Consider the following 23,827-nt stretch of genomic DNA (forward strand, 5'->3'; position numbering starts at 1 on the left):
ATGGTCTCGACCACCCAGGTCGCGTGGCAGCTGTCAGGTTTCGGCGACGAAATCGACGACGACCCCGCAGTCCAGATCGCCGTGCTGCAGGCCCTCGGCGCCAACCACATCGAGGTCCGCAGCGCATGGGGCACCAACATTGTGGACCTCAGCGACGAGCAGCTCCAGGCACTTGCCGCCCTGCTGGCAGATAAAGGCATGAAGGTTTCGGCCATTGCCTCGCCCATAGGAAAAGTGGACGTCAGCCTCCCGGTGGAGCATGAGGTGGAGCGGTTGCGCCGTGCGGTCAATGCCGCCAAGGTCCTGGACGCGAAGTACATCCGCATCTTCTCCTTCTACTACGGCGAGTCAGTCCAGGTGGACAGCATCCGCGATGACGTCATCGAGCGCATGCGCGCCCTGGCCGGCGTGGCCGAGGAAGCCGGCGTGATCCTCCTGCACGAAAACGAGAAGGACATCTTCGGAGACGTCCCGGACCGCGTCCTGGACATCATCGAGACCGTGGACTCACCTGCCTTGAAGGTGGCCTGGGACGCTGCAAACTTCGTCCAGGTGGGCGTCAAGCCCTTCGACGAGGGATACGCCAAGCTGCGCCCGCACCTGGAATACCTCCAGGTCAAGGACGCCCTCTTTGCCAACGGCCACGTAGTGCCTGCCGGCGAGGGCGACGGGGACGTCCTGAAGACCGTCGAGGCGCTCAAGGCGGACGGCTACGAGGGCTTCGCTTCCCTTGAGCCGCACCTCGCCGGTGCCCACGGCCTGGGCGGTTTCTCCGGCCCCACGGCCTTCGGAATCGCAGCCCGCGCCTTCGCCAAAGTCACCGCAGAAGCAGGAGTCCAGACCGCATGAGCACCTTGAACGCAGCCATCACCGGGTGCGGCGTCATTGGCCGCACGCACGCCGTAGCCCTCCGCGAATTCCCCGAAGTCCGCATCGTCGCCCTCATCGATGCCATCCCGGCGGCCGCCGAAGCACTCGCGGACTTCATCGAACAACAGGGCGGTACGCGGCCGGCCCTGTACACCACCCAGGCGGAGGCCTTCGCCGCCGAAGACATCCATCTCGTGGCACTGGCGACTCCCAGCGGCCTGCACATCCAGCAGAGCCTGGAGGTGCTGGCGGCAGGCAAGCACGTGGTCATCGAAAAGCCCCTCGACGTGGACCTCAGCCGGGCCCAGGAAATCGAGGCAGCCGCGAAGGAAGCAGCCGGCAAGGGCATCGTTGCCTCGGTCATCAGCCAGCACCGGTTCGACCAGTCCAGCGTCGCCGTGTCCCGCGCCATCGCAGATGGCCGCTTCGGTAAGCTGACCTCCGCCATCGCCTCGGTGGCATGGTGGCGCAGCCAGGGCTACTACGACTCCGGCGACTGGCGCGGCACCTGGGCGATGGACGGCGGCGGCGCCCTCATGAACCAGGGCGTGCACACCGTGGACCTGCTCCTGTGGTTCATGGGACGGCCGGTGGAAATCTTCGCGCACACCGCCCGCCTCGCCCACGAACGGATCGAAGTGGAAGACACGGCAGTAGCCACCGTGACCTTCGAGAACGGCGGCCTGGCCGTCCTCCACGCCACCACTGCCGCCCACCCGGGACTGACCGTGCGCGTGCAGCTCATGGGCTCCGAGGGCTCGGCCGTGGTGGACAACGACCGGCTGGATTACTTCCACAGCCGCGCCGCAGGCGGCGCCTCGGCGGACATGGGACTCCAGGGCGGCGGCAACCAGGCGCAGGAAGAACTGGCCAAGTACCCGGAGGAAGACTACAAAGCAGCCGATCCCACCGTGTACCCGGCCGGCCACGTCCGTCAGTACCGGGACATCCTGGCCGCCATCGCCGGTGGGAAGCAACCCGGAGTTACTGTCAGCGACGCCGTCAATGCCCTTGCCGCGGTGCGTTCGGTGTACGTCTCGGCCACCCTCGGCCAGCCCGTCCTCTTCGAGGATGTCCTGGCAGGCAAGTACAACGACCTCGAAGTCCACACCGGCAGCACGGCAGAAAGCGCCTGACACCATGAAGTTCTCAGTATTTACCGCATCAACCCCCGAGTGGACCCCCGAGGAAGCCGTCCAGCAGCTAGCCGGCCAGGGCTGGGACGGCGTCGAATGGCGCATCACGGACCAGGGCGAAGCCCCCGAGCCCGGCTTCTGGGCCGGGAACAAGGCAACCGTGCCGCTGGCCGGAATGGAAGACCACCTGGACCGGATCGCCGCCATTACCAGCGACGCCGGCCTGGAGTTCTCCGGCATCGGCGGGTATGCGCGGTGCGACAATCATGACGATGTGGACCGCATGCTCGCCGCCACCGCCAAGCTCGGAGCCGGCCAGGTGCGGGTGACCACGCCGCCGCTCGGAACCGCAGCCTGGGGCAACGAACCGGCCAGCGGCACCCCGTACCCGGAACTGTTTGCCGCTGCCCGCCGCGATTTCGAATGGATTGCCGAGCGGGCGGCGCACCACGGAGTGAAGGCGCTCGTGGAGCTGCATCACCGCACCATCACCGCATCGGCATCATCGGCGCTGCGGCTCCTGGACGGCCTGGACCCCCGGCACGTCGGCGTCATCCATGACCTGGGAAACCTGCTGATCGAAGGGCAGGAGGATTACCTCCCCGCCTTCGAGCTCCTCGGCGACTACCTGGCGCACGTTCACGTGAAGAACGCGGTGTGGGTGGACAGCGGCGAGACCGACGAATCAGGGGCAGCCATCTTCAAGAACGAGTGGGCGCCCCTGCGCGCGGGCCAGGGCAGCGTCCTGCAGTACTTCAAGGCGCTCGCAGCCTTCGGCTACGACGGCTGGGTGACCGTGGAGGACTTTTCCACCGAGCTGCCGCTGGCCGAACGGACCGCCGCGAACCTCGAGTACCTCCGCGCCACGGCCGCCTTGGCTGGGCTCAAAGTCGCAGCCGGGAGGCGTTGAACCATGGCGCAGACCATAGCGGACCACCCGGACCGGCTCCTGCCCGCCGATCCCGGGGTCCGGGACATTGCCCGCTCGCTCTTCTCCCGCGTGGAGCAGCTCCCCATCATTTCCCCGCATGGGCACGTCGACGCTGCCGTTATCGAACAGAACACGCCGTTCCCGGACCCGGCCGCACTCCTGGTCACCCCGGACCATTACGTCACCCGCCTGATCCACGCGGGCGGAGTGACCATGGACCAGCTGGGCCTTGGCAACCAGCCCGCGGACTCGCGTCAGGTCTGGCGGCACTTCTGTGAAGCATGGCCCGCCTTCGAAGGAACCGCCTCCGGGTACTGGATCCGGCAGGAGTTCGCCCACGTCTTCGGCCTGGCCGAGGAACCGTCCGGCCAGAACGCCGACCGGCTCTACGATGCCTTGCAGGCCAAGTTGTCCGAGCCCGGTTTCCGGCCCCGGGAACTGTTCAAGGAATTCAACATCGAGGTGCTCGCCACCACGGATGACCCGCTGGATTCGCTGGACAGCCACGCTGCGCTGCATGCGGACCCCGCCTTCGCCGGCCGGGTGTTGCCCACCTTCCGGCCGGACCAGTACTTGAACATGGCACATCCGGCCTGGCAGGAGAACGTTGAACGCCTTCTCGGCTCTGCGGGGGAGGGTGCCAACGGCTATGCCGGGTACATCAAGGCGCTTGAGTCGCGGCGGCGGCACTTCGTGGAGCGCGGCGCCGTCTCCGCCGACCACGGCGTCTTCACCCCTGCCACCCTGAAACTGGACGACGGCGAGGCGGAGCGGCTTTTTGAGCGCGGCAGGACGGGCCAGGCGAGCGCCCGGGACAGGGACGCCTTCGAAGCCCACATGCTGTACCAGATGGCCAGGATGTCGGTGGAGGACGGGCTGGTCATGACCATCCACCCGGGCTCCTTCCGGAACCACCACGCACCCACGTTCGAGGCCTTCGGCGCCGATACCGGACACGACATCCCGGTGGCGGTGAACTACACCGAAGCCATCCGGCCGCTGTTGCAGGACTTTGGCACGGCCAAGGACTTCCACCTGGTCCTGTTCACCCTGGACGAGACCGTCTTCTCCCGCGAACTGGCGCCGCTGGCCGGGTTCTACCCGTCGGTCTACCTCGGTGCGCCCTGGTGGTTCCTGGACGCCCCGGACGCCATGCTGCGCTTCCGGTCCGCGGTGACGGAGACCGCGGGTTTCACGCGGTCCTCCGGGTTCATCGATGACACCCGCGCCTTCTGCTCCATCCCGGCCCGCCACGACACGGCCCGGCGGATCGAGGCGTCCTTCCTGGCCCGCCTCGTGGCCGAACACCGGGTCACCGAGGAACGGGCACACGAACTTATCGTGGATATCGTGGACGGGTCGCCACGGAGGGTGTTCAAGCTGTGAGTGCCCCCTTGGAGGCCGCGCCGTCCGCCACCCTTCCGGCGGGCGGCCTGCCGCGCCTGAACCGGCAGCTCCGGCCGGTCCCGAAGGCCCCCGTGCGCATCGTGCACCTGGGCCTGGGGGCCTTCCACCGCTCCCACCAGGCCTGGTACACCCAGCAGGCATCGGATTCGGCGGACTGGGGAATTGCTGCATTCACCGGCCGCCGGCCGGATGCCGCCGTTGTCCTGGCGGAGCAGGACGGGCTGTATACGTTGGTTGAACGGGCAGACGAGGGCGACTCCTTCACGGTCCTCGGCAGCATCGTGGAGGCTGTGGACGGGGCGGACCTTGAAAGGCTCACCACCTTGGTGGCCGCCCCGGAAACTGCCGTGGTCACGCTGACCATCACCGAGGCGGCCTACGGGTTGGGCGCGGACGGCCAGCTTGACGTCAACGCGCCCGACGTCGCAGCCGACCTTGCGCGGCTGGGTTCAGGCGGCGGACGGCCGGCCACGCCCTTGGGGCGCCTGGTGCTGGCGCTCGCCGCCCGCCGGGACGCGGGCTCGGGCCCGATCGCTGTGGTCTGCTGCGACAACCTGTCCAACAACGGGACGGTGGCCCGGCAGGGCGTGGCAGGATTCGCGCGGGCGTGGGACCCCGGGTTCGCCACGTGGATTGACGCCAACGTCAGCTTCGTCAGCACCTCGGTGGACCGCATCACCCCACGGACCACCGACCAGGACCTGGCAGCCGTCCGGGAAGCCTGCGGCTACCGGGACGAATCGCCGGTGGTTGCCGAGCCCTTCTCCAGCTGGGTGCTCAGCGGGGACTTCCCGGCAGGGCGCCCGCGCTGGGAAGACGCCGGGGCGCTGTTCGTGGCGGATATCGAACCGTATGAAAACCGGAAGTTGTGGCTGCTCAACGGGGCGCACTCGCTGCTGGCTTACGCAGGCCAGCTGAGGGGCCACACAACCGTGGCCGAAGCCTTGGCGGACCCGGAATGCCGGCGTGCCGTGGAAGCCTTCTGGGACGAGGCGGAAACCAACCTTCCGGCTGCCGTGGACCTGCAGGTCACTGCGTACCGGGAAGCCCTCCTGTCCCGGTTCAGCAATGCCAGGATCGCGCACAACCTGGCCCAGATCGCCATGGACGGCAGTACCAAGCTGCGCATGCGGGCCGTTCCGGTGCTGCAGGCCGAGCGTGCGGCCGGCCGGACCGGTGCGGGGGCCGCGCTGATGATCGCGGCCTGGATGGATTACAGTGCCGCGGCCACATCGTTCCAGGATCCGCTGGGCGGGGACGTTGCCGCTGCCAACCGGCTGCAGGGGACTGAACGGACCAAGGCGTTGCTGGCGGTCGTCGATCCGGCCCTGTCCGGGGACGACGGCGTCGTGGCCCTGCTGGAGGGCCTGTGCGGGACGGTTGCCGGCCACTCAGCGCCGCTGTAGCCCGTCCATTGCCATGAACCATCCATGAAGAAGGCTGTCCCGCTCCGACGCAGGGACGGCCTTTTTCATCGGTTTTCTATGCAACTTTTGGCAACCGGTTGCCGTTGTTTTGCCATGTCGTTAGGATTGCAGCCAGAACAAAGCCCCGGCCCCATGGAGCGGCCGGCAGGCCGCACCGGGTAAAGGAGCCCGCATCATGAAACAGTTGAGCAAGCTGAGTATCGTCGGCTATGGCGCCGGGGATCTCGCCAACAACCTTGCATTCACGCTTTCCACCACCTACCTCCTGCTCTACTACACAGACGTGGCGGGTATCTCGGCGGCGGCGGCGGGCACCCTTTTCCTGCTGGTCCGCTTCTTCGACGCCTTCGCGGACATCTTCGCCGGCAGGATCGTGGACCGCACCTTCCACCGGACATTGGGCAAGTTCCGGCCCTTCATCCTCTTCGGCGGCCTCCCGCTGCTGATCATGAGCGCACTGACGTTCTCGGTCCCCGCGGGCTGGAGTCACGACGGCAAGCTGGCGTACGCCTACCTCACCTACGCAGGCCTGGGCCTGGCCTATTCCCTGGTCAACATCCCGTACGGTTCACTGGCCGGAGCGATGACGCAGCAGCCCGCCGAGCGCGCCAAGCTGGGCGCTGCCCGTTCGTGCGGCTCCCTGGTGGTGGGCTCCGGGCTGCTCTTCTTCATCACCCCGCTCACCAAGCAGGGCGCCGCCGAGCTGCAGCCGCTCTTCACCGCATTAACCATCAGCTTTGTGGTGGCAGGCATGGCGCTGTACCTGCTGACCGTCTTCACCACCCGTGAAGTGGTGCACCGGGACGTCCCCAAGGTGACCTTCAAGCAGTCGCTGGCCACGCTCAAGGGAAACCGTCCGCTGTTGACGCTCTGCATTTCCTCGCCGCTGATGCTGACCGCCAGCACCGGCCTGTCCACCATCCAGGTCTATTACCTCCGCGATGTACTGCAGAACGTCAGCCTGGCCCAGCCCATGGCCGTCGTGAACGTGGTGCTGGCCGTCGTCGTCATCGTCCTCACCCCTGCCATGGTCCGCCGCTGGGGCAAGAAAGCCCTGTACCTGATGGCCGGCGGCCTGGTGCTGGCCGGTTCGCTGCTGGTCATCTTCACCCCGCATTCACTGACCTACCTCGCCTTCACCGGACTGGTCGTAAGCCTGCTGGGCGTCCAGGTCATGAACATCGTGGTGTGGGCCCTGGAGGCGGACACCGTGGAATACGGCGAGGCGCGGACCGGGGTCCGCACCGAAGGCATCATCTACTCCCTCTTCTCCTTCACCCGCAAGATGGGCCGGGCCCTGGGCGGAGCGGTCATGGCCTATGCGATCGCGAGCGCAGGATACGTCCGGGCCGAAGCCGGCCAGAGCGAGGCCACCATCCAGGGGCTCCAGCTCGCCGCGGGCCTGGTCCCCCTGGTGCTGTGCGGCCTGGGCATGGCTATCATGCGGTTCTACAAGCTCACCGATATTGCCCACGCGGAGATCGTCGCGGAGATCAAGGCCCGCCAGGCCGTGACCGCATCACTGAACGGCCAGGAAACAGCCATCCACGCTGACCGCCGCTGACCGCCGAAAACACTCCTTCCCGCCACAACCTCCCCTCCGACCCGATCGTCCCCGAAAGGACCAGCTGTGAAAATCATTGCCGCGGAAGTGTTCGTTACCAGCCCCACCCGAAACTTCGTGACCCTCCGGATCACCACGGACGACGGCGTGACGGGTATCGGCGACGCCACCCTGAACGGCCGCGAGCTCGCCGTCGCCGCCTACCTGAAGGAGCACGTCGCGCAGCTGCTCATCGGCAAGGACCCGCACCGGATCGAGGACACCTGGCAGTTCCTGTACCGGAGCGCCTACTGGCGCCGTGGCCCGGTCACCATGGCGGCCATCGCCGCCGTGGACATGGCGCTTTGGGATATCAAGGGCAAGGTTGCCGGGCTTCCCGTGTACCAGCTGCTGGGCGGGGCGTCCCGGAACGGGCTGCGCGCCTATGGCCACGCGTCCGGTTCGGACATCGAGTCGCTGTTCGATTCCGTACGGGAACACCTGGAACTCGGCTACAAATCCATCCGGATCCAGACCGCCATCCCGGGGATCAAAGCCGTCTACGGCGTGGCTGCCCAAGCGCAGGCGTCGGGGGAACGGTATGACTACGAGCCCGCCGGCAGGGGAGCGTTCCCGCAGGAAGAGGACTGGGACACCCGCGCCTACCTGCGGCACCTGCCCACGGTCTTCGAGGCTGTCCGTAACGAGTTCGGCCCCGAGATCCCGCTGCTGCATGACGGACACCACCGGATGACGCCCATCCAGGCCGCGAAACTGGGCAACGCACTGGAGCCCTACGACCTGTTCTGGCTTGAGGACTGCACCCCGGCGGAGAACCAGGAAGGCCTGCGCCTGGTCCGCCAGCACACCACCACACCGCTGGCGATCGGTGAAATCTTCAACACCGTGTTCGACTTCCAGACGCTGATCAAGGAACAGCTGATCGACTACGTCCGGGCAGCGTCCACGCACTTCGGCGGGATTTCGCCGCTTAAGAAGGTCATGGACTTCGCGGCGCAGTACCAGATCAAGTCAGGCTTCCACGGCCCCACGGATATTTCCCCCGTGGGCTTCGCCGCGCAGCTGCATGTGGGCCTTGCCATCCACAACTACGGCATCCAGGAATACATGCAGCACTCGGACAAGACCAACGAAGTCTTCGAGCAGTCCATGACCTTCACTGACGGCTACCTGCACCCCGGCGACAAGCCCGGCATCGGCGTCGAATTCAACGAGGAAGCCGCCGCCGCCTACCCCTACCAGCAGGCGTACCTGCCCTACAACCGCCTGGTCGACGGCACGGTGCATGACTGGTGAGGCTGGCCGCGACTGGTAAGGAAAGCACCCGATGAGCAAGATCCGAATCATCGTCATGGGCGTCTCCGGCAGCGGCAAGACCACCATCGGCGATCTCGTGGCCCGCGAACTGGGCATCCCGTTCCTGGACGGCGATTCCCTGCATCCTGTGGAAAATGTCGCCAAGATGGCTGCCGGCACGCCCCTGACGGACGAGGACCGGTGGCCCTGGCTCGCAACCGTGGGTGCCGAGCTTGCCAAGGCAGGCGACGGCGGACTGGTCCTCGCCTGTTCGGCCCTTCGCCGCAGCTACCGCGACGCCATCAGGGAACAGGCTCCGGACACCATTTTCCTGCACCTGAATGGCAGCAAAGAGGTCTTGAAGGCCCGGACGGAAGGCCGCACCGGACACTTCATGCCTCCCGCGCTGCTGGACTCACAGCTGGCCACCCTGGAACCGCTGCAGGGGGATGAACGCGGGGTCGTTGTGGACATCGCCGCGCCGGTTCCGGACGTGGTGGCCCAGGCACTCAAGGGGATCTCCGCCGTCGTACCTTCACCCCGCCCGGCCGGGGGCAGCCAGCCGCGGCAGTTCGACGTCGACCTTGCCGCCGCGCCGTTCAACCTCGACGCCGGAGCCATCGCCTGGGTGGAGGGCACCCTTGCGGGGATGACGCTTGAGGAAAAGATCGGGCAACTGTTCATCAACCACAACAATGACTACTCGCCCGGCTACCTCGACGGCGTGCTGGACAACTACCACGTGGGCGGCATGCGCTACCGCCCCGGACCGTCAGCCGCCGTGCAGGAACACATCCGGTACGCCCAGTCCAGGTCCAGGATCCCGCTGCTGGTTGCGTCCAACCCGGAAATGGGCGGGGCAGGCAGTTGCGATGACGGCACCTTCGTCTCCACGCACCTGCAGGCCGGTTCCCACCCGGACAAGAATATTGCCAGGCAAATGGGGCAGGTGGCCGGGGTGGAGACCGCGGCCCTGGGCTGCAACTGGGCCTTCGCGCCGATCGTGGACATCCACTACAACTGGCGGAACACCGTGATCTCGACCCGCTCGTTCGGCAACACCCCGGACGTTGTGGTGGAGCGGGCCAAGGAGTACTTCGACGGCATCAGCGAATCACCCACGGCCTGCGCCATGAAGCACTTCCCGGGGGACGGCATCGATGAGCGGGACCAGCACGTGGTCACCTCCTACAACACCCTTGGGTACGACGAATGGAACCGTACCTACGGGCACGTGTACCGGGAAATGATCGGCCACGGTGTCCAGTCGATCATGGTGGGCCACATTGGAGCGCCGGAAGTTTCGCGGCACTTCCGGCCCGGCCTGGCCGACGCAGAGATCCTGCCGGCCACGTTGTCCCCGGAGCTCCTGCAGGACCTGCTGCGCGGGGAGCTCGGCTTCAACGGGCTGGTCCTCACGGATGCCTCGCAGATGGTGGGCCTCACGCAGGCCATGAAGCGCAAGGACCTGGTGCCTGCCACGATCGCCGCCGGCTGCGACATGTTCCTCTTCTTCCGGAACCCGGCCGAGGACTTCCAGTACATGCTGGATGGCTACAAGTCGGGCGTCATTACCGAGCAGCGGCTGCACGACGCGCTGCGGCGGATCCTTGGGCTGAAGGCGTCGCTGGGCCTGCACCTGAAGGCTGCAGACCAGCTCGTGCCGCCTGCCGAGGCCCTTGCCGTCATTGGATCCGCTGCGCACCGTTCGGTGGCCGCGGAGATCGCCGACAAGACCGTGACCCTGGTCAAGGACACCGCGGGGAACCTGCCCATCACACCCGAAACCCATCCCCGGATCCGCCTCTACGGTATCTCCGGCGGTGCCGACTTCACGCGGGCTGATCCGCTGGCCTACCTGGACGTGGTGAAGGAGGAACTCGAGGCTGCCGGCTTCCAGGTGTCCTTGTACCGGACGGCTGAGCAGCGCGAGGCGGCCGGGGAGACCGGGGTCAACTTCATGTCCGTCATCTCCGAGGAGGCCACGGGGGACTATGCGGAGAAGTACGACGCCGCCTTCGTGTTCGCCAATGTGAAGGGTTTTGCGCAGGAGGCCGCCATCCGGATCAAGTGGTCTTCGCCCATGGCGGCGGAAATCCCCTGGTATGTCACCGAGGTGCCCACCGTGTTCGTGTCCCTGAACCAGCCGAACCACCTCATCGACGTGCCTATGGTCAAGACGGCAATCCACGCGCACGCCGGGACCCGTGAGGCCATCCGGGCCACTGTGGAGAAGATCCAGGGCAAGTCCGGCTTCCAGGGCACCTTTAACGAGAACGTGTTCTGCGGTTCCTTCGACACGCGGCTGTAGGGGCTTTGGACTCTGGGGGCCTCGGGGTGTCGGTTTGTAGCCTCGAGGCATCCCTGGAACCAAGAGGAGGTGCGCCATGGGTGGCACAGCGGCGGGTTTCGGCGTCCGTTCCGGTCCACCATCCGGGTCTGGCCCCCGGCGACGCCGGCTTCGCGGTTTCCTTGCGGCCGCCGTCGCAACCGGTCTGTCCACGCATGGTCTCTTGCCGCGCGTCCTGCGGACATGGGGTGCCACCGGGCCGGAAAAGACTGCGCCGCTTCCGGGCGACGAACTGATTCCGAACGCCGACGACGTCTGGACCATGGCGGTTACCGTCGCCGCACCCCCCGGCCAGGTCTGGCCATGGCTCGTGCAAATGGGAGTAGACCGCGCCGGCCTGTATTCCTACACGGCGGTGGAGAACGGCTTGCTCCGCCTGGGGGTCACCAACGCGGACCGCATCCATCCCGAGTGGCAGGACCTGAAGGTGGGAGACATCATCGCCTTCACACCTGGTGGCTACCCTGGCGGCCGGCGGGGGCCGCGCGTCGTGGACTTGGCGGAGGACCGCCACCTCGTCCTGGATTCCAGCCCGGGTGCCCCGCCCGGAACAGTGACCGGTACGTGGCAGTTCGTGCTGCACGACGCCGGCCCTTCCGGTACCAGGCTCCTGCTCAGGACGCGGTACGGCGCGGGCCGGCCTGCAGGGCTGCGTGTGATGGACTTCCTCCTCCGGCCCGGCTATCTCGTGATGGACCGGGCAATGCTGCTGGGCATCAAAAAGCGCGCCGAAGGGGGAGCCAACGGGCCGCCGTCGTCCGCCCCCCACTGAAGGGAACGGCCCCGAATGTTGGCCTCTGCGCTACTTCGCGGTCCTGCTGCCCTGGCCCGACAACCAATCAAGGGCTTCGCCCTCGTTCGTGAAGTACGCGGTGGGAGTCAGCGACCGTTGGGAAAACGCCGCCACGACCTTGCCCATGGGTCCGTCGCCGATGAGGGCCACCGCCGAGAATCCCCGGTAAGCATTCATGCCTCCCTGGCCTCGGGCGTCAACCCTGCCACTCCGTTCAGGTCAACCAGGAGTGGCAGGACCCACCCGTCGCTGAAGCCTTCCAGGGTCCGCGCCGCCCGAACGGCAATCTCGTACGTTATGTGGACGTCCCGGCCCAGCGCAGCCGCAGAACCCCGCGCTCGCAGGACGCCGCGAAAAACTCGTTCATCCGTGCCCCGCTCCGCTCTTAGGCCTGTTTTCCAGGCGCAGATGCCTGATTGAAACCCTATTCTGCATGAATGTTGCACAACGCACATCTGCTGGCCGTTCGCTTCAGTCGCGGGACGCGTACCGGCCGTTGGGAGGGGGCCACAGGGACCTCCGGCGCAACGATGAAGGCGCGCCCGGTTCACCCTCGCCCCCACCTAGACTGGGCTGGACAATCAAACCGAAGGAGGGCCCGTGCGTTCCCTTATCATGCGCCAGATCGCCGGACCGCTGACCGTCCAGGACGTACACCAGCCTGAGGCCCCGGTAGGAGGCGTGGTGATCTCCGTCGTCGCCACGGGCTTGTGCCGCAGCGACTGGCACGCGTGGGCCGGACACGATGACATCGCCCTGCCGCACGTTCCCGGGCACGAGTTCGCCGGCGTCGTCGTTGAGGTCGGTCCCGGAGTAACCGGCTGGGCGGTGGGTGACCGGGTGACGGCGCCCTTCGTGGAAGGTTGCGGGACCTGCGAGTGGTGCCTGGGCGGCAATGCACAGGTATGCCCGGACCAGCAGCAGCCGGGCTTCACGCATTGGGGGTCTTTCGCTGAGCGCGTGGTGATCCATGCGGCGGACACCAATCTCGTGGCGATCCCTGAGGGGGTCAGCTTTGAAGCGGCGGCCAGCCTGGGCTGTCGTTTTGCCACCGCCTACCGGGCCCTGACAAGCCGGGCACGCCTGGCCGCCGGTGAATGGGTCACCATTGTTGGCGTGGGCGGTGTTGGCCTCAGCGCCGTCATGATTGCCAAGGCACTGGGCGGCAACGTCATTGCCGTGGACCGGAACGCGGTCGCCCTTGATGTGGCGGCTTCCCTCGGGGCCGATCACGTAGTGGTCGCCGATGGTTCTGATATTCCGTCGAAGGTACAGGCCCTGACGGGAGGAAGCCACGTCTCCATCGACGCCGTCGGCAGCGAGCAGACCTGCGCCGACGCGATCCTGAGCCTCCGGCGACGCGGGCGGCACGTCCAGATCGGACTCCTGCCGCCGGTTGAGGGCCACCCCCGCGTTCATATGGCCCGGGTTATTGCGTGGGAGTTGGATGTTTTCGGAAGCCACGGGATGGCCGCGGCGGATTACCCCGGAATGCTGGCCCTGATCGAATCCGGCGCACTCCAGCCGCAGAAGCTCATTGAACGCGTCATCGGGTTGGAAGAGGCCGCGGAGATGCTGCCCCGGCTGGACAGCGCAAACGTCGCGGGCATGACCATGATCGATCCGAGCCGCTGACGCCTCTGACGGGCTGTCTGCCCGGGTAAGTCGGTCCGCCCGAGGAATTGAACCCCATCCCGGCCCGGGCAAGCGAAAGGCCCTGGTTCCATTGTTTCAATGGAACCAGGGCCTTTCTACGTGGCGGTGACGGTGGGATTTGAACCCACGTTGGCTTTTACACCAAACAACATTTCGAGTGTTGCACCTTCGGCCGCTCGGACACGTCACCAACCTCAATAGGGTACCGGAGCGAGGCCGTCATCCCCAAAACGAAGCCGGATCCGGTCGGTTTGCCCGGTGGGTGGGCTGTGGGTGGTTGGGCTTGTCGAAACCCGGTGGGTGGGCCTGTCGGTGGTGGGCTTGTGGAAACCCGGCCCCGGTGGTGGGGCTTGGGTGGGTTGTCGGTGGTTGAGCGTGTCGAAACCCAAACTGCCCTGCTTTGGGTGACCGGTTGTGGTGCGCGGCCCTCATCTCGGCCCCTTGAATGTCGTACCCCCTTGTGATGATGGGTTTATGGGGAAAGCGGCGGTGGTGAAGGCGTTCAGGGAGATCCGGGCTGCCCTTGCCGTGCTTCTCGCGGAGGTCGATGGGTGCGGTACTGAGCCGTTCTCGGTGGCTGATCCGTTGGCTGGGTTGGCGGATGGGTGCCTGGATGTCTTGGCCGGTGTCCGTGAGGTGGAAGCCGGTGTGGCTGGGTTGAAGGCGAAGGCTGCGGTGGGGTACGCGGAGAGTGCGGGCGCTGTGACGGGGGCTGGGGTGCCGGTGGTGGCGCAGGAGATGGCGGTCGCCGCGGAGGTCGGGTGTGTGCTGGCGTTAGGTCCGCGGGCGGCGTCGTCGTTCCTTGGCACCTCGTACGCGGTGGTGAACTCGTTGCCGCGGACTTTGGCCGCGTTGCAGGCCGGGCTGATTTCGTGGGGGCATGCGGTGGTGATGGCCGATGAGGCCGCGTCGCTGGATGCTGCGGGGGCGGCGGCGTTGGAAGCTCATTTTCTGGACCCTGATGCACCGGATCCGGTGCGGGGGTGTGCGGTGGGGGAGTTGCCGGCGCACCGGTTCCGGGCGAATGCCCGGTCCTGGCGGGAGCGCCACCATGGTGAGAGCATCGAGAAGCGTCATGCCAAGTCGGTGGCGGACCGGCGGGTGGAGTACCGGCAGGACCGGGACGGGATGGCGTGGCTGGGGGCGTTCCTGCCCGCAGACCAAGCGGCGGCGGGGTGGAACCGGCTCACCGCGATCTCGCGCGGCGCGCAGGGGCCGGGGGAGACGCGGACCCTCACCCAGTTGCGTGCCGACACCTTTGCCGGGGCAATCCTGGGCGGCGGCAGCGTAGCCGCCGACGGTATTGCGGGCGGGGCTGGTCACGCAGCCGGACACGGCCCGGGCAGCGGGCCCGGGACCAGGACCAACGACGGGGTCAGGGACGGGGCGGGGACTGGTGACGAAGCCGACCTTCCGCGTTCGCCCATCCGGGCGCAGGTGTTGGTGACGGTGCCGGTGTTTTCGTTGTTGGGGTTGACGGATGAACCGGCGGTGCTGGACGGGTATGGGCCGATCCCGCCGTCAATGGCCCGTCAACTTGTCGCAAACGGGGCGGGGTCCTTTTACCGGGTGTTCGTGGACCCGCGGGACGGGGCACCGTTGGAGATTGGCCGGACCAGTTACCGGGTGGGCAAGGCCATGCGGAACTGGCTCCGGATGCGGGACGGTAAGTGTCCATTCCCGGGGTGCAGCAACAGCTCACTGGATACCGAGGCCGATCACATCCTCGCCTGGGCCGATGGTGGGACTACCGGAATCAGTAACCTGGGACAGCCGTGCCCGAAACATCACCGGCTCCGGCATACCACCGGTTGGAAGCCCACCCCGGCGAGTAAAACCGATCCACCGGGATGGACCTCACCGGCCGGCCGCCACTACCACAGCGAACACCAGGACTGGGAACCCACAAAGTGGCCACCGGGATTCGTCGACCACGACAGGACGGCGCCGGAGCTGGAAAGAGCAGAGCCAAGGCCCCCGCAAAGAGTGCCCTTCAGCGTCGCGGACCTGAGCAGAATCGACTACTCGCTGGCCGAAGCGTGCCTGGACCGCATTCTCCACCCGCCCTCTGCTTAGGCCGCATGAAGCCCCACGCCCAAGCTGCGGTGCGCACTCGATCCGCCGGGCCGTTCACCCGCCTCTTCCCAAACGGAACGGTGACCGGAAACGCCGCCACGCGTCGTCGGACTTTCCCGGCGCGTGCACGTCGGACTAGATTCATCAGCAAGATGATGAATCCACAGCCTCCGATCCATGCAACCGCATACTGGACCACCGCAAAGCAGCACGGCGAACTCAGGCCCGAAGAAGTGCCCGCACCCGGTCCCGGCGAGGTGTTGGTCCGTGCCCTGTATTCCGGTATTAGCAGGGGCACCGAAATGGTAGTCCACGCCGGCGCTGTTCCGCCCCGGGTCGCTGGGCAGATGCGCGCTCCGCACCAGGAAGGGGAGTTCCCGGGGCCGGTAAAATTCGGCTACCTCTCCGTTGGCGTTGTCGAGGAGGGACCCGAGGGCTGGAAGGGCGCGCGCGTGTTCTGCCTGAGCCCGCACCAGGACCGTTATGTGGTGCCGCTGGAGTCACTGACGCGGATCCCGGACGATGTTCCGTCCCGGCGCGCAGTGTTGACCGGCACGGTCGAAACCGCAGTCAATGCCCTGTGGGAGGCTGGGCCGCGCCTGGGGGACCGGGTTGCGGTCGTCGGCGCGGGCCTGGTGGGTGGCATGGTGGCCACCCTGTTGCGCACGTTCCCGCTGGAGCGCCTGCAACTGGTGGACCTGGACCCGGGCAGGAAGCAGCTGGCCGATGCGATCCGTGTCGACTTCGTCCATCCCGACGATGCCCTGGCCGACTGCGACATCGTCATCCACTGCTCCGCCTCCCAGGAAGGACTGGAACGCAGCCTCCAGCTCGTCGGCGACGACGGTGATGTCATCGAGATGTCCTGGTACGCCAACAGGACGGTCACCATACCGTTGGGTGAGGATTTCCATGCGCGCAGGCTGTCCATCAGGGCCAGCCAGGTAGGCATGGTGGCCCGGTCCCGGCGCCACCGCCGCACCAATGCGGACCGCCTCAACCTTGCCGTATCGCTGCTCAAGGACCCTGTATTCGATGCGTTCCTGACCGGTTCGTCCCGGTTCGAGGACCTTCCGGAGGTGGTCCAGAGCCTGTCCGACGGCACGCTGGAAGCCCTGTGCCACGTGGTCGAATACCCTTCCGGCAACCCGGCCCCCAGCCAAGCAACCCACAACTCCGAAACGTAAGGTAGCCCATGTTCAGCTTGACCGTCCGCCGCCACTTCATGATCGCCCACAGCCTTCCCCGCGAGGCCTTCGGGCCCGCACAAGCACTGCACGGCGCAACATTCGTCGCTGAGGTGAGCTTCCGGCGTCGTGCCCTGAACCCGGACGCGATCGTGCTGGACATTGGAGCCGCCGGGACCATCATCGAGGACGTGCTGGGCGGCCTGAACTACCGAAACCTGGACGAGCACCCGGATTTCGAGGGCAAGCTCACCACCACTGAAGCCCTGGCCGAGTACATCGCCCGGAAGGTGGCGGCCAGGATCAAGGACACCGCAGACGGCCCCGAACTGGCGGGAATCGACGTCACCCTCCGGGAAAATCCGGACGCCTGGGCCACCTGTGCCTTGGACCTGTCCGACTGACCGTGCGCCCCCTCCGGCTGCTCGTCCCGGGCAATATCCGCCACAGCTCGGGCGGCAACGTCTACAACGCGCGGCTGGTTGCCGGCCTCCAGGCGTTGGGTGCCGGGGTTGAGGTCATTGCCGTGGAGGGCACCTGGCCGGATGCCGGCGCACGCGAACGACGCCGGCTGGGCGCCCTCCTCGGGGCGTGGGACCCGGAAACACATCCCGGGCAGCCTGTGGCGATCGTGGATGGGCTGGTGGCCGTGGGCGCTCCGGACGAACTGGAATTCGCTGCGAAAGCCGGCCGGCAAACATGGGTCCTGGTGCATATGCCCGTGCCGGAAGATGCAGGCAGCCGGGCCCTTGTCCGCGAAGCCAGGGCCTTGCGCGCCGCATCCGGCGTCATCTGCACCAGCACGACGGCAGCAAACGAGCTCCGCAAACGGGGGCTCCCGCAAGCGCGGGTTGTCCTCCCCGGCGTGGAGCCGGCACCCCTCGCGTCCGGTTCCACGCCGCCCCACCTTGCCGTCGTCGCGGCGCTCCTGCCCAACAAGGACCAGCTGCTCACGGTCCAGGCCCTGGGCCGGGTCCGGGATCTTGACTGGACTGCGTCGCTCGTGGGGTCGGACCAAGCCGATCCGGTGTATGCGCAGGCAGTCCAGGCTGCGGTTGCCGGGAACGGTCTGCAGGAGCGGGTGCGGCTGACCGGCGAGCTCACCGGCGAACTGTTGGAGGCACAGTGGGCCCGGACCGACCTGACGTTGCTGGTGTCACGGACGGAAGCCTTCGGGATGGCCGTCACCGAGAGCCTGGCCCACGGCATCCCCGCGCTGGTCAGGGCAGGCACGGGCGCGGTGGAGTCGCTCACCCTCGCCGGACTGGAAACGTCCGACGGCGGGCCAAGACTTCCGGGGGCAGCGGTTCCCCTGACCGTCGGGGGCCAGGAGAGTCCCGGCCGGCTGGCTGCGGTCCTGCGGCAGTGGCTCGAGGACGCGCGGGTCCGCGAGGGCTGGCGCGCAGCCGCAGCCGAGGCCCGGCAGGATCTCCCCGGCTGGAGCAGCACGGCCCAGGCCCTGCTGGCCCTGCTGGCAGCGGAGGACTGACGGAACGGGCAGGCCGCGGCCTGCCGGAAACCCGCCGAGGTAAAGATGCCCGCCGGGGCGCGCTAAAGGCTGCTGCGGTGCGCCGCGAAGAACTCGCGCAGCAACCGGGCGCACTCTTCCTCGCGGACGCCCGGGTACACCTCAACCCAATGATTGAGCCGCCGTTCGCGCAGGATGTCGAACACGGATCCTGCGGCGCCGGCTTTCTCGTCCCACGCCCCGAAAACCACCCGGGGGATCCTGGCCAGGACGATCGCGCCGGCGCACATGGCGCAGGGTTCCAGGGTGACCACCAACGTGCAGTCGGAGAGCCGCCAGCCGTCGCCCCGGCCGCCGTCGAGCCTGGCCCGTTCCTGCAACTGTGCGGCAGCTTCCCGGATGGCCACCACCTCGGCGTGGGCTGTTGGGTCACCCAGCTCCTCCCGCTGGTTCCGGCCGGAACCCAGCACCCCGCCGTCGGGCCCAATGACCACGGCGCCGATGGGCACGTCCTCCGTGGCGATGGCGCGGTGCGCCTCCGCGAGGGCAAAGCCCATCCAGGCGTCGTGTTTCTTTTCGGGCAACGGCATGGCTCAATGATAGTTTCGGGGATACTCAGGTTACTTACCGATGCCGGGAGGCACCATGGATACGCTTCGGGACCGCTTGGGGACCTGGTTCAAACCCTACGCGGCGCTGGTCCTCACCATCCTTGTGGGCGGTGTGGTCATCGTCTCCCTCGCCCTGCTGGGCGCCGAGGTGTATGACAACGTGGTGGACTCCGCCGGGCTGGCCAACCTGGACAAGCCGGCGCTGGCCCTCTCCGAGAGCCTCCGCAGCCCCGGGCTCGACGCGTTCGTCACCGGTTTCACCAATATCGGCGGTGGCATCGGAATGCCCATCCTGGCCAGCATCCTCACCGCGTGGCTGACCTACCTAAGCCGCAACTGGCGTCCTCTGGTCCTGATCGGCGGCGCCGCAGCCGTGTCCATTACCGCCACCACCCTCGGCAAGAAGCTTGTGGGACGCACGCGTCCGGATCACGCTGACGCCGTTCCGCCGTACGAGGACTCCCCGTCGTTCCCGAGCGGGCATACCCTCAACACCACCGTGGTGATCAGCCTGGTGGTCTATCTGATCTGCCTCCAGTTCGACGCCATGCGCGTCCGGGTCCTGGCCATCACAGCGGGCGCGGTGTTCATCATCGCCATGGGTTTGAGTCGGGTCTTCCTGGGCCACCACTGGCTCACGGACGTCATGGCCGGCTGGCTGCTGGGGCTCACCTGGGTGGGGGTGGTGATCATGGCCCACCGGCTGTTCCACATTGTCCGCAGGCGGGAACACGTGGGTGCCGCGCCGTCGTTCGACCGTCCCATTGTGCGTGACGTCGTGGCGGAGGAACTGCAGGACGGCGGTTCTTCCGAACCCGATAAAGGCAGCGCCGGATGATAGTTTTAGGGGATGCGTACTCTCGTTGTTGACCACCCCTTGGTCGCCCACAAGCTCACCGTCCTGCGGGACAAAAACACGCCGTCGCCGGTCTTCCGCCAGCTGACGGAAGAGCTGGTGACCCTCCTGGCCTATGAGGCCACGCGGGAGGTCCGCACCGAGCCCGTGACCATCCAGACGCCCGTCAGCACCACGGTCGGCACCGCGTTCACCAAACCCACCCCGCTGGTGGTACCCATCCTGCGCGCCGGCCTGGGCATGCTGGAAGGCATGACCAAGCTGGTTCCCACCGCTGAGGTGGGCTTCCTGGGCATGGCCCGGGACGAGGAAACCCTTGACATCATCACGTATGCCGAGCGCCTTCCCGAGGACCTCACCGGCCGCCAGGTCTTCGTTCTGGACCCGATGCTGGCCACCGGCGGGACCCTGCGTGAGGCCATCAAGTTCCTCTTCAAGCGCGGCGCCTCCGACGTCACCTGCATCTGCCTGCTGGCAGCCCCGGAGGGCCTGGCCAAGCTGGAGGAAGAACTGGGCGACGCCAATGTGCACATCGTGCTGGCCTCCATCGACGAGAAGCTCAACGAGAAGTCCTACATCGTCCCTGGCCTGGGCGACGCCGGCGACCGCCTGTACGGCATCGCCGGGTAGGTTCCACCCTTTTTCAAAACGGTTCCCGCCGCTACCCTGTGCGGATGGACTGGAAACTTGAACTTGTCTTTGTCCCTGTATCCGACGTTGACCGTGCCAAGGATTTCTACGTCAACAAGGTTGGCTTCAACGCCGACTACGACGAACGACCCTCGGAGTCGATCCGCTTCGTGCAGCTGACGCCGCCCGGCTCCGCCTGCTCCATCTGCATCGGCGAAGGGCTTACCGACGCTCCGCCCGGCACCGGCTCCAACCTGCAGCTGGTGGTCAGCGACATCGCAGCTGCCCACCGCCAGCTCAAGGGCAACGGCGTGGATGTCAGTGACGTAGACGTGCAGCAGTGGGGCCATTTCCTGTATTTCGCCGATCCGGACGGCAATAAGTGGTCTGTCCAGTACATCCCATGGCGGAACTCCGGCCCGGGCGACGTCCAGGGCGCTGGTTAACGCAGCCGCGGGCCGCATCAACGTGATGCGGCCCGCGGTTTGCATTGTGCCTGGTGCTGGTGGTGCCTAGTACCAGTTGTGGGCCAAGTGGAAGCTCAACGCTCCGCAGGGCGAGGCGTAGCTCTTCTTGATGTAGTCCAGGCCCCAGTTGATCTGCGTGCGGTAGTTGGTCAGGTAGTCCGCTCCGAAGGTGGCCATCTTCTCCGCAGGCAGCGACTGGACGATGCCGTACGCACCGCTGCTGGCGTTGGTGGCGGTGGTGGTCCAATCGGATTCCTTGGTCCACAGCGTCTGCAGGCACTGCATCTGGTCAGGCCCCCAGCCAAAGGAGGACAGCTGGCTGGCGGCGTAGGCCTGGGCGCCCGCGGGATCGTTAACCGCGACGGCGGGAGCAGGCGCAGGTGCGGGGGCCGGTGCCGGGGCGGGTGCTTCAGCCGGCGGGGCGGCTGGAGCAGGTGCGGGGGCCGGCTCCGCGGCCTGCGGTGCCACGCTGATGGCGGAAGGAGCAGGGTTCGCGGCCGGGTTGGACCGGATTTCGCTCTTCTCGATGCTCATCTGGGCATCCGCCGCCGACGTGGAAGCGCTTGACCCGGTGGACGACGCCTGGGTCATGCTGTTGGTCGCCTGGCCTGCCGCGCCAACGCCAACCAGCACTGCGCATGATGCAGCGAGGACCGCAACACGCCGCCCCACGGTGGTCTTTTTGGCGGGCTGGGGTTTGGCCCGATGTTTTGCCTTGGGTTGCAGGCATGGTTTTGCCATGGATTTAGACATGATTGATCGCCTCTCACACCTGCGGAGTTAGCTGTCGGGTTCGGATGAGGGCATCCGGCCGCACGGAAAAAACACGTGCTGGCTTAACCCCAAGGGCAATAATTGCCCGGGACGGTGGGTCCCCCGCCTCTGCCGTTGCTCAAGCGGAATCCGGGAAGCGGCAGAGCTTGGCGTCAACCCGGGATATGCGGCCCGAACGGGGACCGCACCCAATCGACGGTACAGGAAGATTGCGCATTAGTCACATTTGGGTAACGGAAGTCACGAATTCTGGCGCGTCGATTTGCTGCGGCCCGGTCTCCGGAGTCGTGTTTATCCCGCTAAATCGTAGACCGTGGTCCCGCCAATGCTTTGCGACGGGAAGGTGGCCGCCACCCACTGCGCAATCCGGACGGAGGCGTCCGAGCCGCTGCTGGACATCATGGTCCCGCCGGCAATGAAGTAGTGGATCCGGCCTTGGCCGACCAGCGCCTGGAACTGTTCCAGCGTGGGGGAGGGGTCGGTGCCGTTGAAGCCGCCAACGGCCATCACCGGCAGCTCCGTGGCCAGCTGGTAGCCTGCGGCATTGTTCGAACCGACTACTGCCGCCGCCCAGGTGTAGTTTGAGGCACCGTCTTTCAATGCGGCCACCAGCCCGGCCGACGGCGTGGGCGCACCCAGGAGGCCGCCCATCCCGCCGGCGCGGCCACCGGTGCCACCCGGACCGCCCTGGGTTGCCCCGCCCTGGCCGGCACCCTGGCCTTGTCCGGCCTGCCCGTTGAACTGCCGCGACGTGCCGCCCGTGCCAAACCCGCCGGTCCGGTTTCCGCCGAACCCGCCCGGGCCGCCGAATGACGTCGCCGGCCCGGCACTGACAATGGCCCCGCTGTGCGCCGTCGCCGCCGTCGAGATGGAGAAGGCCAGCGGTCCGGCGAGCGATGCCGCAAGGGCGAGCGCCGTCGTCGTCCGTTGCACGGAGCGAAGGCGGATGAACCTGTTCAACCCCGTTCCTGCCGCGGCCGCCAGGCCTGCCGCCAGCACCACCCAGCGCAGCCACGGACCGTAAGCGGACGTGGTTCCCAGCAGGCTAAAGGCCATCACGGCTGCCGCGGCCACTGCTGCGGCCAGGAAGACCGCCGCGGCGGCTTGCCGCCGGTGCTGCCAGAGGAGGACCGGGCCCAGGCCGGCCAGGGCTGCGATCCCGGGCGCCAATGCCACCGCGTAGTAGGGGTGGATGATGCCGGCCATGAAACTGAAGACCAGGCCGGTCACCAGGACCCAGGAACCCCAAATGAGCACCGACGCCCGGACGACGTCAGTCCGCGGCGCCCGGCGTCCGACCCACAGCAGGCCGGCAGCAAGGATCAGGGCGGAGGGCAGCAGCCACGCGATTTGGCCGCCAAATTCGCTGTTGAACATCCGCAGCAGCCCGGGAACGCCCCAGCCGTTGCCGCCGCCCACGCTCCCTGTCTCGTCGCCTGTCAGCCGGCCCAGGCCGTTGTACCCGAGGGTCAATTCCAGGATGGAATTGTCCTGCGAACCACCAATGAACGGACGGTCCGCAGCCGGGATGAGCTCGACGACCGCCAGCCACCAGCCGGCCGCGGCAAGCATCGCGGCACCGGTGGCGACCAGGTGCAGCAGCCGCCTCCCCAGCCTGGCCGGCGCCGCAGCCAGGTAGGCGAGGGCAAACCCGGGAACCACCAGCAGGACCTGCAGCTGTTTGGCAAGGAATCCGAAGCCCAGGAAAACCCCGGCCAGCAGGAGCCAGCGCAGCCGGTCCTCCTGCACGGAGCGGAGCACCGCGTAGCCGGCAGCGGTCATGAGCAGCACCAGCAGGGCGTCCGGGTTGTTGAACCGGAACATCAGCGTGGCCACGGGCGTCAAGGCCAGCACAACGGCGGCCAGCAGCCCTGCCCGGTGGGCGAGCCGCGGGTCACCGGTGGCCGGCGCCGCGGGCCGCCGGACGGCCAGGTACAGCAGCCAGGCGGCGCCGACGCCCATCAGGGCCTCAGGAACCAGGATGCTCCAGGAGCTCAGGCCGAAAATCCGGACCGACAAGCCCATGATCCACAGGGACGCCGGTGGCTTGTCCACCGTGATGGAATTGGCGGCGTCCGAGGAGCCGAAGAACCAGGCCGCCCAGTCCTGCGATCCGGCCTGGGCAGCGGCGGAGTAGAAAGCGTTGGCCCAGCCGGATGCCCCAAGGTTCCACAGGTACAGCACGGCGGTAGCTGCCAGCACGGCTGCAAGTTCCAGCCGGTGCCGGAGGGCCGGGGGATCCCGCCGCACGCGGGCCGCAGCACCAGGGCCGGGGACAGCGGGAGCGGAGGGAGCCTGCACGGGGGTGGGGTAAGAGCTGGCCATGGG

The 23,827-nt window shown here is 67.2% G+C and carries 21 protein-coding genes, 1 tRNA gene and 1 riboswitch; of the genes, 17 read left to right on the top strand and 5 right to left on the bottom strand.

Going from position 1 to position 23,827, the window contains the following annotated elements; all coding sequences use genetic code 11:
- The 9 genes from QRM95_RS08685 to QRM95_RS08725 all read left to right on the top strand — a co-directional run bounded on the left by QRM95_RS08685 (position 1) and on the right by QRM95_RS08725 (position 11,753).
- Positions 1-849, top strand: coding sequence for a sugar phosphate isomerase/epimerase family protein (locus tag QRM95_RS08685; RefSeq protein ID WP_285247387.1), 849 nt, complete (start codon positions 1-3; stop codon positions 847-849).
- The gene (locus tag QRM95_RS08690) at positions 846-2,006 is read left to right on the top strand and encodes a Gfo/Idh/MocA family protein (protein ID WP_285247388.1); all 1,161 of its coding nucleotides are present in this window, start codon (positions 846-848) and stop codon (positions 2,004-2,006) included. Before QRM95_RS08685 ends, QRM95_RS08690 begins: the two co-directional genes overlap by 4 nt.
- Positions 2,007-2,010: 4 nt before the next feature.
- Complete coding sequence (locus tag QRM95_RS08695; protein ID WP_285247389.1) at positions 2,011-2,916, top strand: sugar phosphate isomerase/epimerase family protein; 906 nt, start codon at positions 2,011-2,013, stop codon at positions 2,914-2,916.
- A 3-nt stretch (positions 2,917-2,919) separates the two neighbouring features.
- Positions 2,920-4,323 carry a glucuronate isomerase gene (uxaC, locus tag QRM95_RS08700; RefSeq protein WP_285247390.1) on the top strand — a complete coding sequence of 468 codons (1,404 nt, stop codon included), beginning with the start codon at positions 2,920-2,922 and terminating at the stop codon, positions 4,321-4,323.
- Positions 4,320-5,750 (top strand): mannitol dehydrogenase family protein, encoded by a 1,431-nt coding sequence (locus tag QRM95_RS08705; RefSeq protein WP_285247391.1) that lies wholly within the window; start codon positions 4,320-4,322, stop codon positions 5,748-5,750. Before uxaC ends, QRM95_RS08705 begins: the two co-directional genes overlap by 4 nt.
- A gap of 196 nt (positions 5,751-5,946) precedes the next feature.
- Positions 5,947-7,335, top strand: coding sequence for a glucuronide transporter (gene uidB / locus QRM95_RS08710; RefSeq protein WP_285247392.1), 1,389 nt, complete (start codon positions 5,947-5,949; stop codon positions 7,333-7,335).
- A gap of 66 nt (positions 7,336-7,401) precedes the next feature.
- Entirely contained in the window at positions 7,402-8,631 is a 1,230-nt protein-coding gene (gene manD / locus QRM95_RS08715; protein WP_285247393.1) for a D-mannonate dehydratase ManD, read from the top strand.
- 31 nt (positions 8,632-8,662) lie between these two features.
- Complete coding sequence (locus QRM95_RS08720; RefSeq protein WP_285247394.1) at positions 8,663-10,942, top strand: gluconokinase, GntK/IdnK-type; 2,280 nt, start codon at positions 8,663-8,665, stop codon at positions 10,940-10,942.
- Positions 10,943-11,144: 202 nt separating this feature from the next.
- Positions 11,145-11,753: an SRPBCC family protein gene (locus QRM95_RS08725; RefSeq protein WP_285247395.1), complete on the top strand. Its 609-nt coding sequence runs from the start codon at positions 11,145-11,147 to the stop codon at positions 11,751-11,753.
- A gap of 30 nt (positions 11,754-11,783) precedes the next feature.
- On the opposite strand, the gene QRM95_RS08730 is transcribed toward QRM95_RS08725, so the two are convergent.
- Entirely contained in the window at positions 11,784-11,951 is a 168-nt protein-coding gene (locus tag QRM95_RS08730; RefSeq protein ID WP_285247396.1) for a hypothetical protein, read from the bottom strand.
- 438 nt (positions 11,952-12,389) lie between these two features.
- On the opposite strand from QRM95_RS08730, the gene QRM95_RS08735 reads away from it, so the two are divergent.
- On the top strand, positions 12,390-13,409 hold the full coding sequence (locus tag QRM95_RS08735) for a zinc-binding dehydrogenase (protein WP_502934953.1): 1,020 nt from the start codon (positions 12,390-12,392) through the stop codon (positions 13,407-13,409).
- Positions 13,410-13,530: 121 nt separating this feature from the next.
- On the opposite strand, the gene QRM95_RS08740 is transcribed toward QRM95_RS08735, so the two are convergent.
- Positions 13,531-13,620: transfer RNA gene (locus QRM95_RS08740), tRNA-Ser, on the bottom strand.
- Positions 13,621-13,904: 284 nt separating this feature from the next.
- Here QRM95_RS08740 and QRM95_RS08745 point away from each other — a divergent pair.
- The 4 genes from QRM95_RS08745 to QRM95_RS08760 all read left to right on the top strand — a co-directional run bounded on the left by QRM95_RS08745 (position 13,905) and on the right by QRM95_RS08760 (position 18,182).
- Complete coding sequence (locus QRM95_RS08745) at positions 13,905-15,506, top strand: HNH endonuclease signature motif containing protein (RefSeq protein WP_285247398.1); 1,602 nt, start codon at positions 13,905-13,907, stop codon at positions 15,504-15,506.
- Between the two features lie 152 nt (positions 15,507-15,658).
- Entirely contained in the window at positions 15,659-16,693 is a 1,035-nt protein-coding gene (locus QRM95_RS08750; RefSeq protein WP_285247399.1) for a zinc-dependent alcohol dehydrogenase, read from the top strand.
- A gap of 8 nt (positions 16,694-16,701) precedes the next feature.
- A complete protein-coding gene (locus QRM95_RS08755) occupies positions 16,702-17,097 on the top strand; it encodes a 6-pyruvoyl trahydropterin synthase family protein (RefSeq protein ID WP_285247400.1) in 396 nt (131 codons plus the stop codon).
- Between the two features lie 2 nt (positions 17,098-17,099).
- Positions 17,100-18,182, top strand: coding sequence for a glycosyltransferase family 4 protein (locus tag QRM95_RS08760; RefSeq protein ID WP_285247401.1), 1,083 nt, complete (start codon positions 17,100-17,102; stop codon positions 18,180-18,182).
- A 62-nt stretch (positions 18,183-18,244) separates the two neighbouring features.
- On the opposite strand, the gene QRM95_RS08765 is transcribed toward QRM95_RS08760, so the two are convergent.
- On the bottom strand, positions 18,245-18,751 hold the full coding sequence (locus QRM95_RS08765) for a nucleoside deaminase (RefSeq protein ID WP_285247402.1): 507 nt from the start codon (positions 18,749-18,751) through the stop codon (positions 18,245-18,247).
- A 55-nt stretch (positions 18,752-18,806) separates the two neighbouring features.
- On the opposite strand from QRM95_RS08765, the gene QRM95_RS08770 reads away from it, so the two are divergent.
- The 3 genes from QRM95_RS08770 to QRM95_RS08780 are packed head-to-tail and all read left to right on the top strand — an operon-like array spanning position 18,807 to position 20,704.
- On the top strand, positions 18,807-19,610 hold the full coding sequence (locus tag QRM95_RS08770; RefSeq protein WP_285247403.1) for a phosphatase PAP2 family protein: 804 nt from the start codon (positions 18,807-18,809) through the stop codon (positions 19,608-19,610).
- A 12-nt stretch (positions 19,611-19,622) separates the two neighbouring features.
- A complete protein-coding gene (gene upp, locus QRM95_RS08775; protein WP_109044758.1) occupies positions 19,623-20,258 on the top strand; it encodes a uracil phosphoribosyltransferase in 636 nt (211 codons plus the stop codon).
- Positions 20,259-20,302: 44 nt separating this feature from the next.
- A complete protein-coding gene (locus tag QRM95_RS08780; protein ID WP_285247404.1) occupies positions 20,303-20,704 on the top strand; it encodes a glyoxalase superfamily protein in 402 nt (133 codons plus the stop codon).
- Positions 20,705-20,770: 66 nt separating this feature from the next.
- Here QRM95_RS08780 and QRM95_RS08785 read toward each other — a convergent pair whose 3' ends face one another.
- Together QRM95_RS08785 and QRM95_RS08790 are read right to left on the bottom strand one after the other, a co-directional pair.
- Positions 20,771-21,478 (bottom strand): aggregation-promoting factor C-terminal-like domain-containing protein, encoded by a 708-nt coding sequence (locus QRM95_RS08785; RefSeq protein WP_285247405.1) that lies wholly within the window; start codon positions 21,476-21,478, stop codon positions 20,771-20,773.
- Between the two features lie 5 nt (positions 21,479-21,483).
- Positions 21,484-21,644: riboswitch (cyclic di-AMP (ydaO/yuaA leader) on the bottom strand.
- A gap of 146 nt (positions 21,645-21,790) precedes the next feature.
- Entirely contained in the window at positions 21,791-23,824 is a 2,034-nt protein-coding gene (locus QRM95_RS08790) for a glycosyltransferase family 39 protein (RefSeq protein WP_285247406.1), read from the bottom strand.
- Positions 23,825-23,827 lie beyond the last annotated feature (3 nt).

Source organism: Pseudarthrobacter sp. efr-133-R2A-89, assembly GCF_030209315.1.
In the GTDB taxonomy this organism is placed as follows: domain Bacteria; phylum Actinomycetota; class Actinomycetes; order Actinomycetales; family Micrococcaceae; genus Arthrobacter.

What these genes read in the sequence shown, in the direction of transcription:
- QRM95_RS08750 (WP_285247399.1), top strand. Translation starts at nt 15,659, where the DNA reads ATGATGAATCCACAGCCTCCGATCCATGCAACCGCATACTGGACCACC.
- QRM95_RS08745 (WP_285247398.1), top strand. Translation starts at nt 13,905, where the DNA reads ATGGGGAAAGCGGCGGTGGTGAAGGCGTTCAGGGAGATCCGGGCTGCC.
- QRM95_RS08690 (WP_285247388.1), top strand. Translation starts at nt 846, where the DNA reads ATGAGCACCTTGAACGCAGCCATCACCGGGTGCGGCGTCATTGGCCGC.
- QRM95_RS08685 (WP_285247387.1), top strand. Translation starts at nt 1, where the DNA reads ATGGTCTCGACCACCCAGGTCGCGTGGCAGCTGTCAGGTTTCGGCGAC.
- QRM95_RS08735 (WP_502934953.1), top strand. Translation starts at nt 12,390, where the DNA reads ATGCGCCAGATCGCCGGACCGCTGACCGTCCAGGACGTACACCAGCCT.
- upp (WP_109044758.1), top strand. Translation starts at nt 19,623, where the DNA reads ATGCGTACTCTCGTTGTTGACCACCCCTTGGTCGCCCACAAGCTCACC.
- QRM95_RS08765 (WP_285247402.1), bottom strand. Translation starts at nt 18,751, where the DNA reads ATGCCGTTGCCCGAAAAGAAACACGACGCCTGGATGGGCTTTGCCCTC.
- QRM95_RS08790 (WP_285247406.1), bottom strand. Translation starts at nt 23,824, where the DNA reads ATGGCCAGCTCTTACCCCACCCCCGTGCAGGCTCCCTCCGCTCCCGCT.
- uxaC (WP_285247390.1), top strand. Translation starts at nt 2,920, where the DNA reads ATGGCGCAGACCATAGCGGACCACCCGGACCGGCTCCTGCCCGCCGAT.
- QRM95_RS08695 (WP_285247389.1), top strand. Translation starts at nt 2,011, where the DNA reads ATGAAGTTCTCAGTATTTACCGCATCAACCCCCGAGTGGACCCCCGAG.
- QRM95_RS08755 (WP_285247400.1), top strand. Translation starts at nt 16,702, where the DNA reads ATGTTCAGCTTGACCGTCCGCCGCCACTTCATGATCGCCCACAGCCTT.
- QRM95_RS08720 (WP_285247394.1), top strand. Translation starts at nt 8,663, where the DNA reads ATGAGCAAGATCCGAATCATCGTCATGGGCGTCTCCGGCAGCGGCAAG.
- uidB (WP_285247392.1), top strand. Translation starts at nt 5,947, where the DNA reads ATGAAACAGTTGAGCAAGCTGAGTATCGTCGGCTATGGCGCCGGGGAT.
- QRM95_RS08730 (WP_285247396.1), bottom strand. Translation starts at nt 11,951, where the DNA reads ATGAATGCTTACCGGGGATTCTCGGCGGTGGCCCTCATCGGCGACGGA.
- QRM95_RS08785 (WP_285247405.1), bottom strand. Translation starts at nt 21,478, where the DNA reads ATGTCTAAATCCATGGCAAAACCATGCCTGCAACCCAAGGCAAAACAT.
- QRM95_RS08770 (WP_285247403.1), top strand. Translation starts at nt 18,807, where the DNA reads ATGGATACGCTTCGGGACCGCTTGGGGACCTGGTTCAAACCCTACGCG.
- QRM95_RS08780 (WP_285247404.1), top strand. Translation starts at nt 20,303, where the DNA reads ATGGACTGGAAACTTGAACTTGTCTTTGTCCCTGTATCCGACGTTGAC.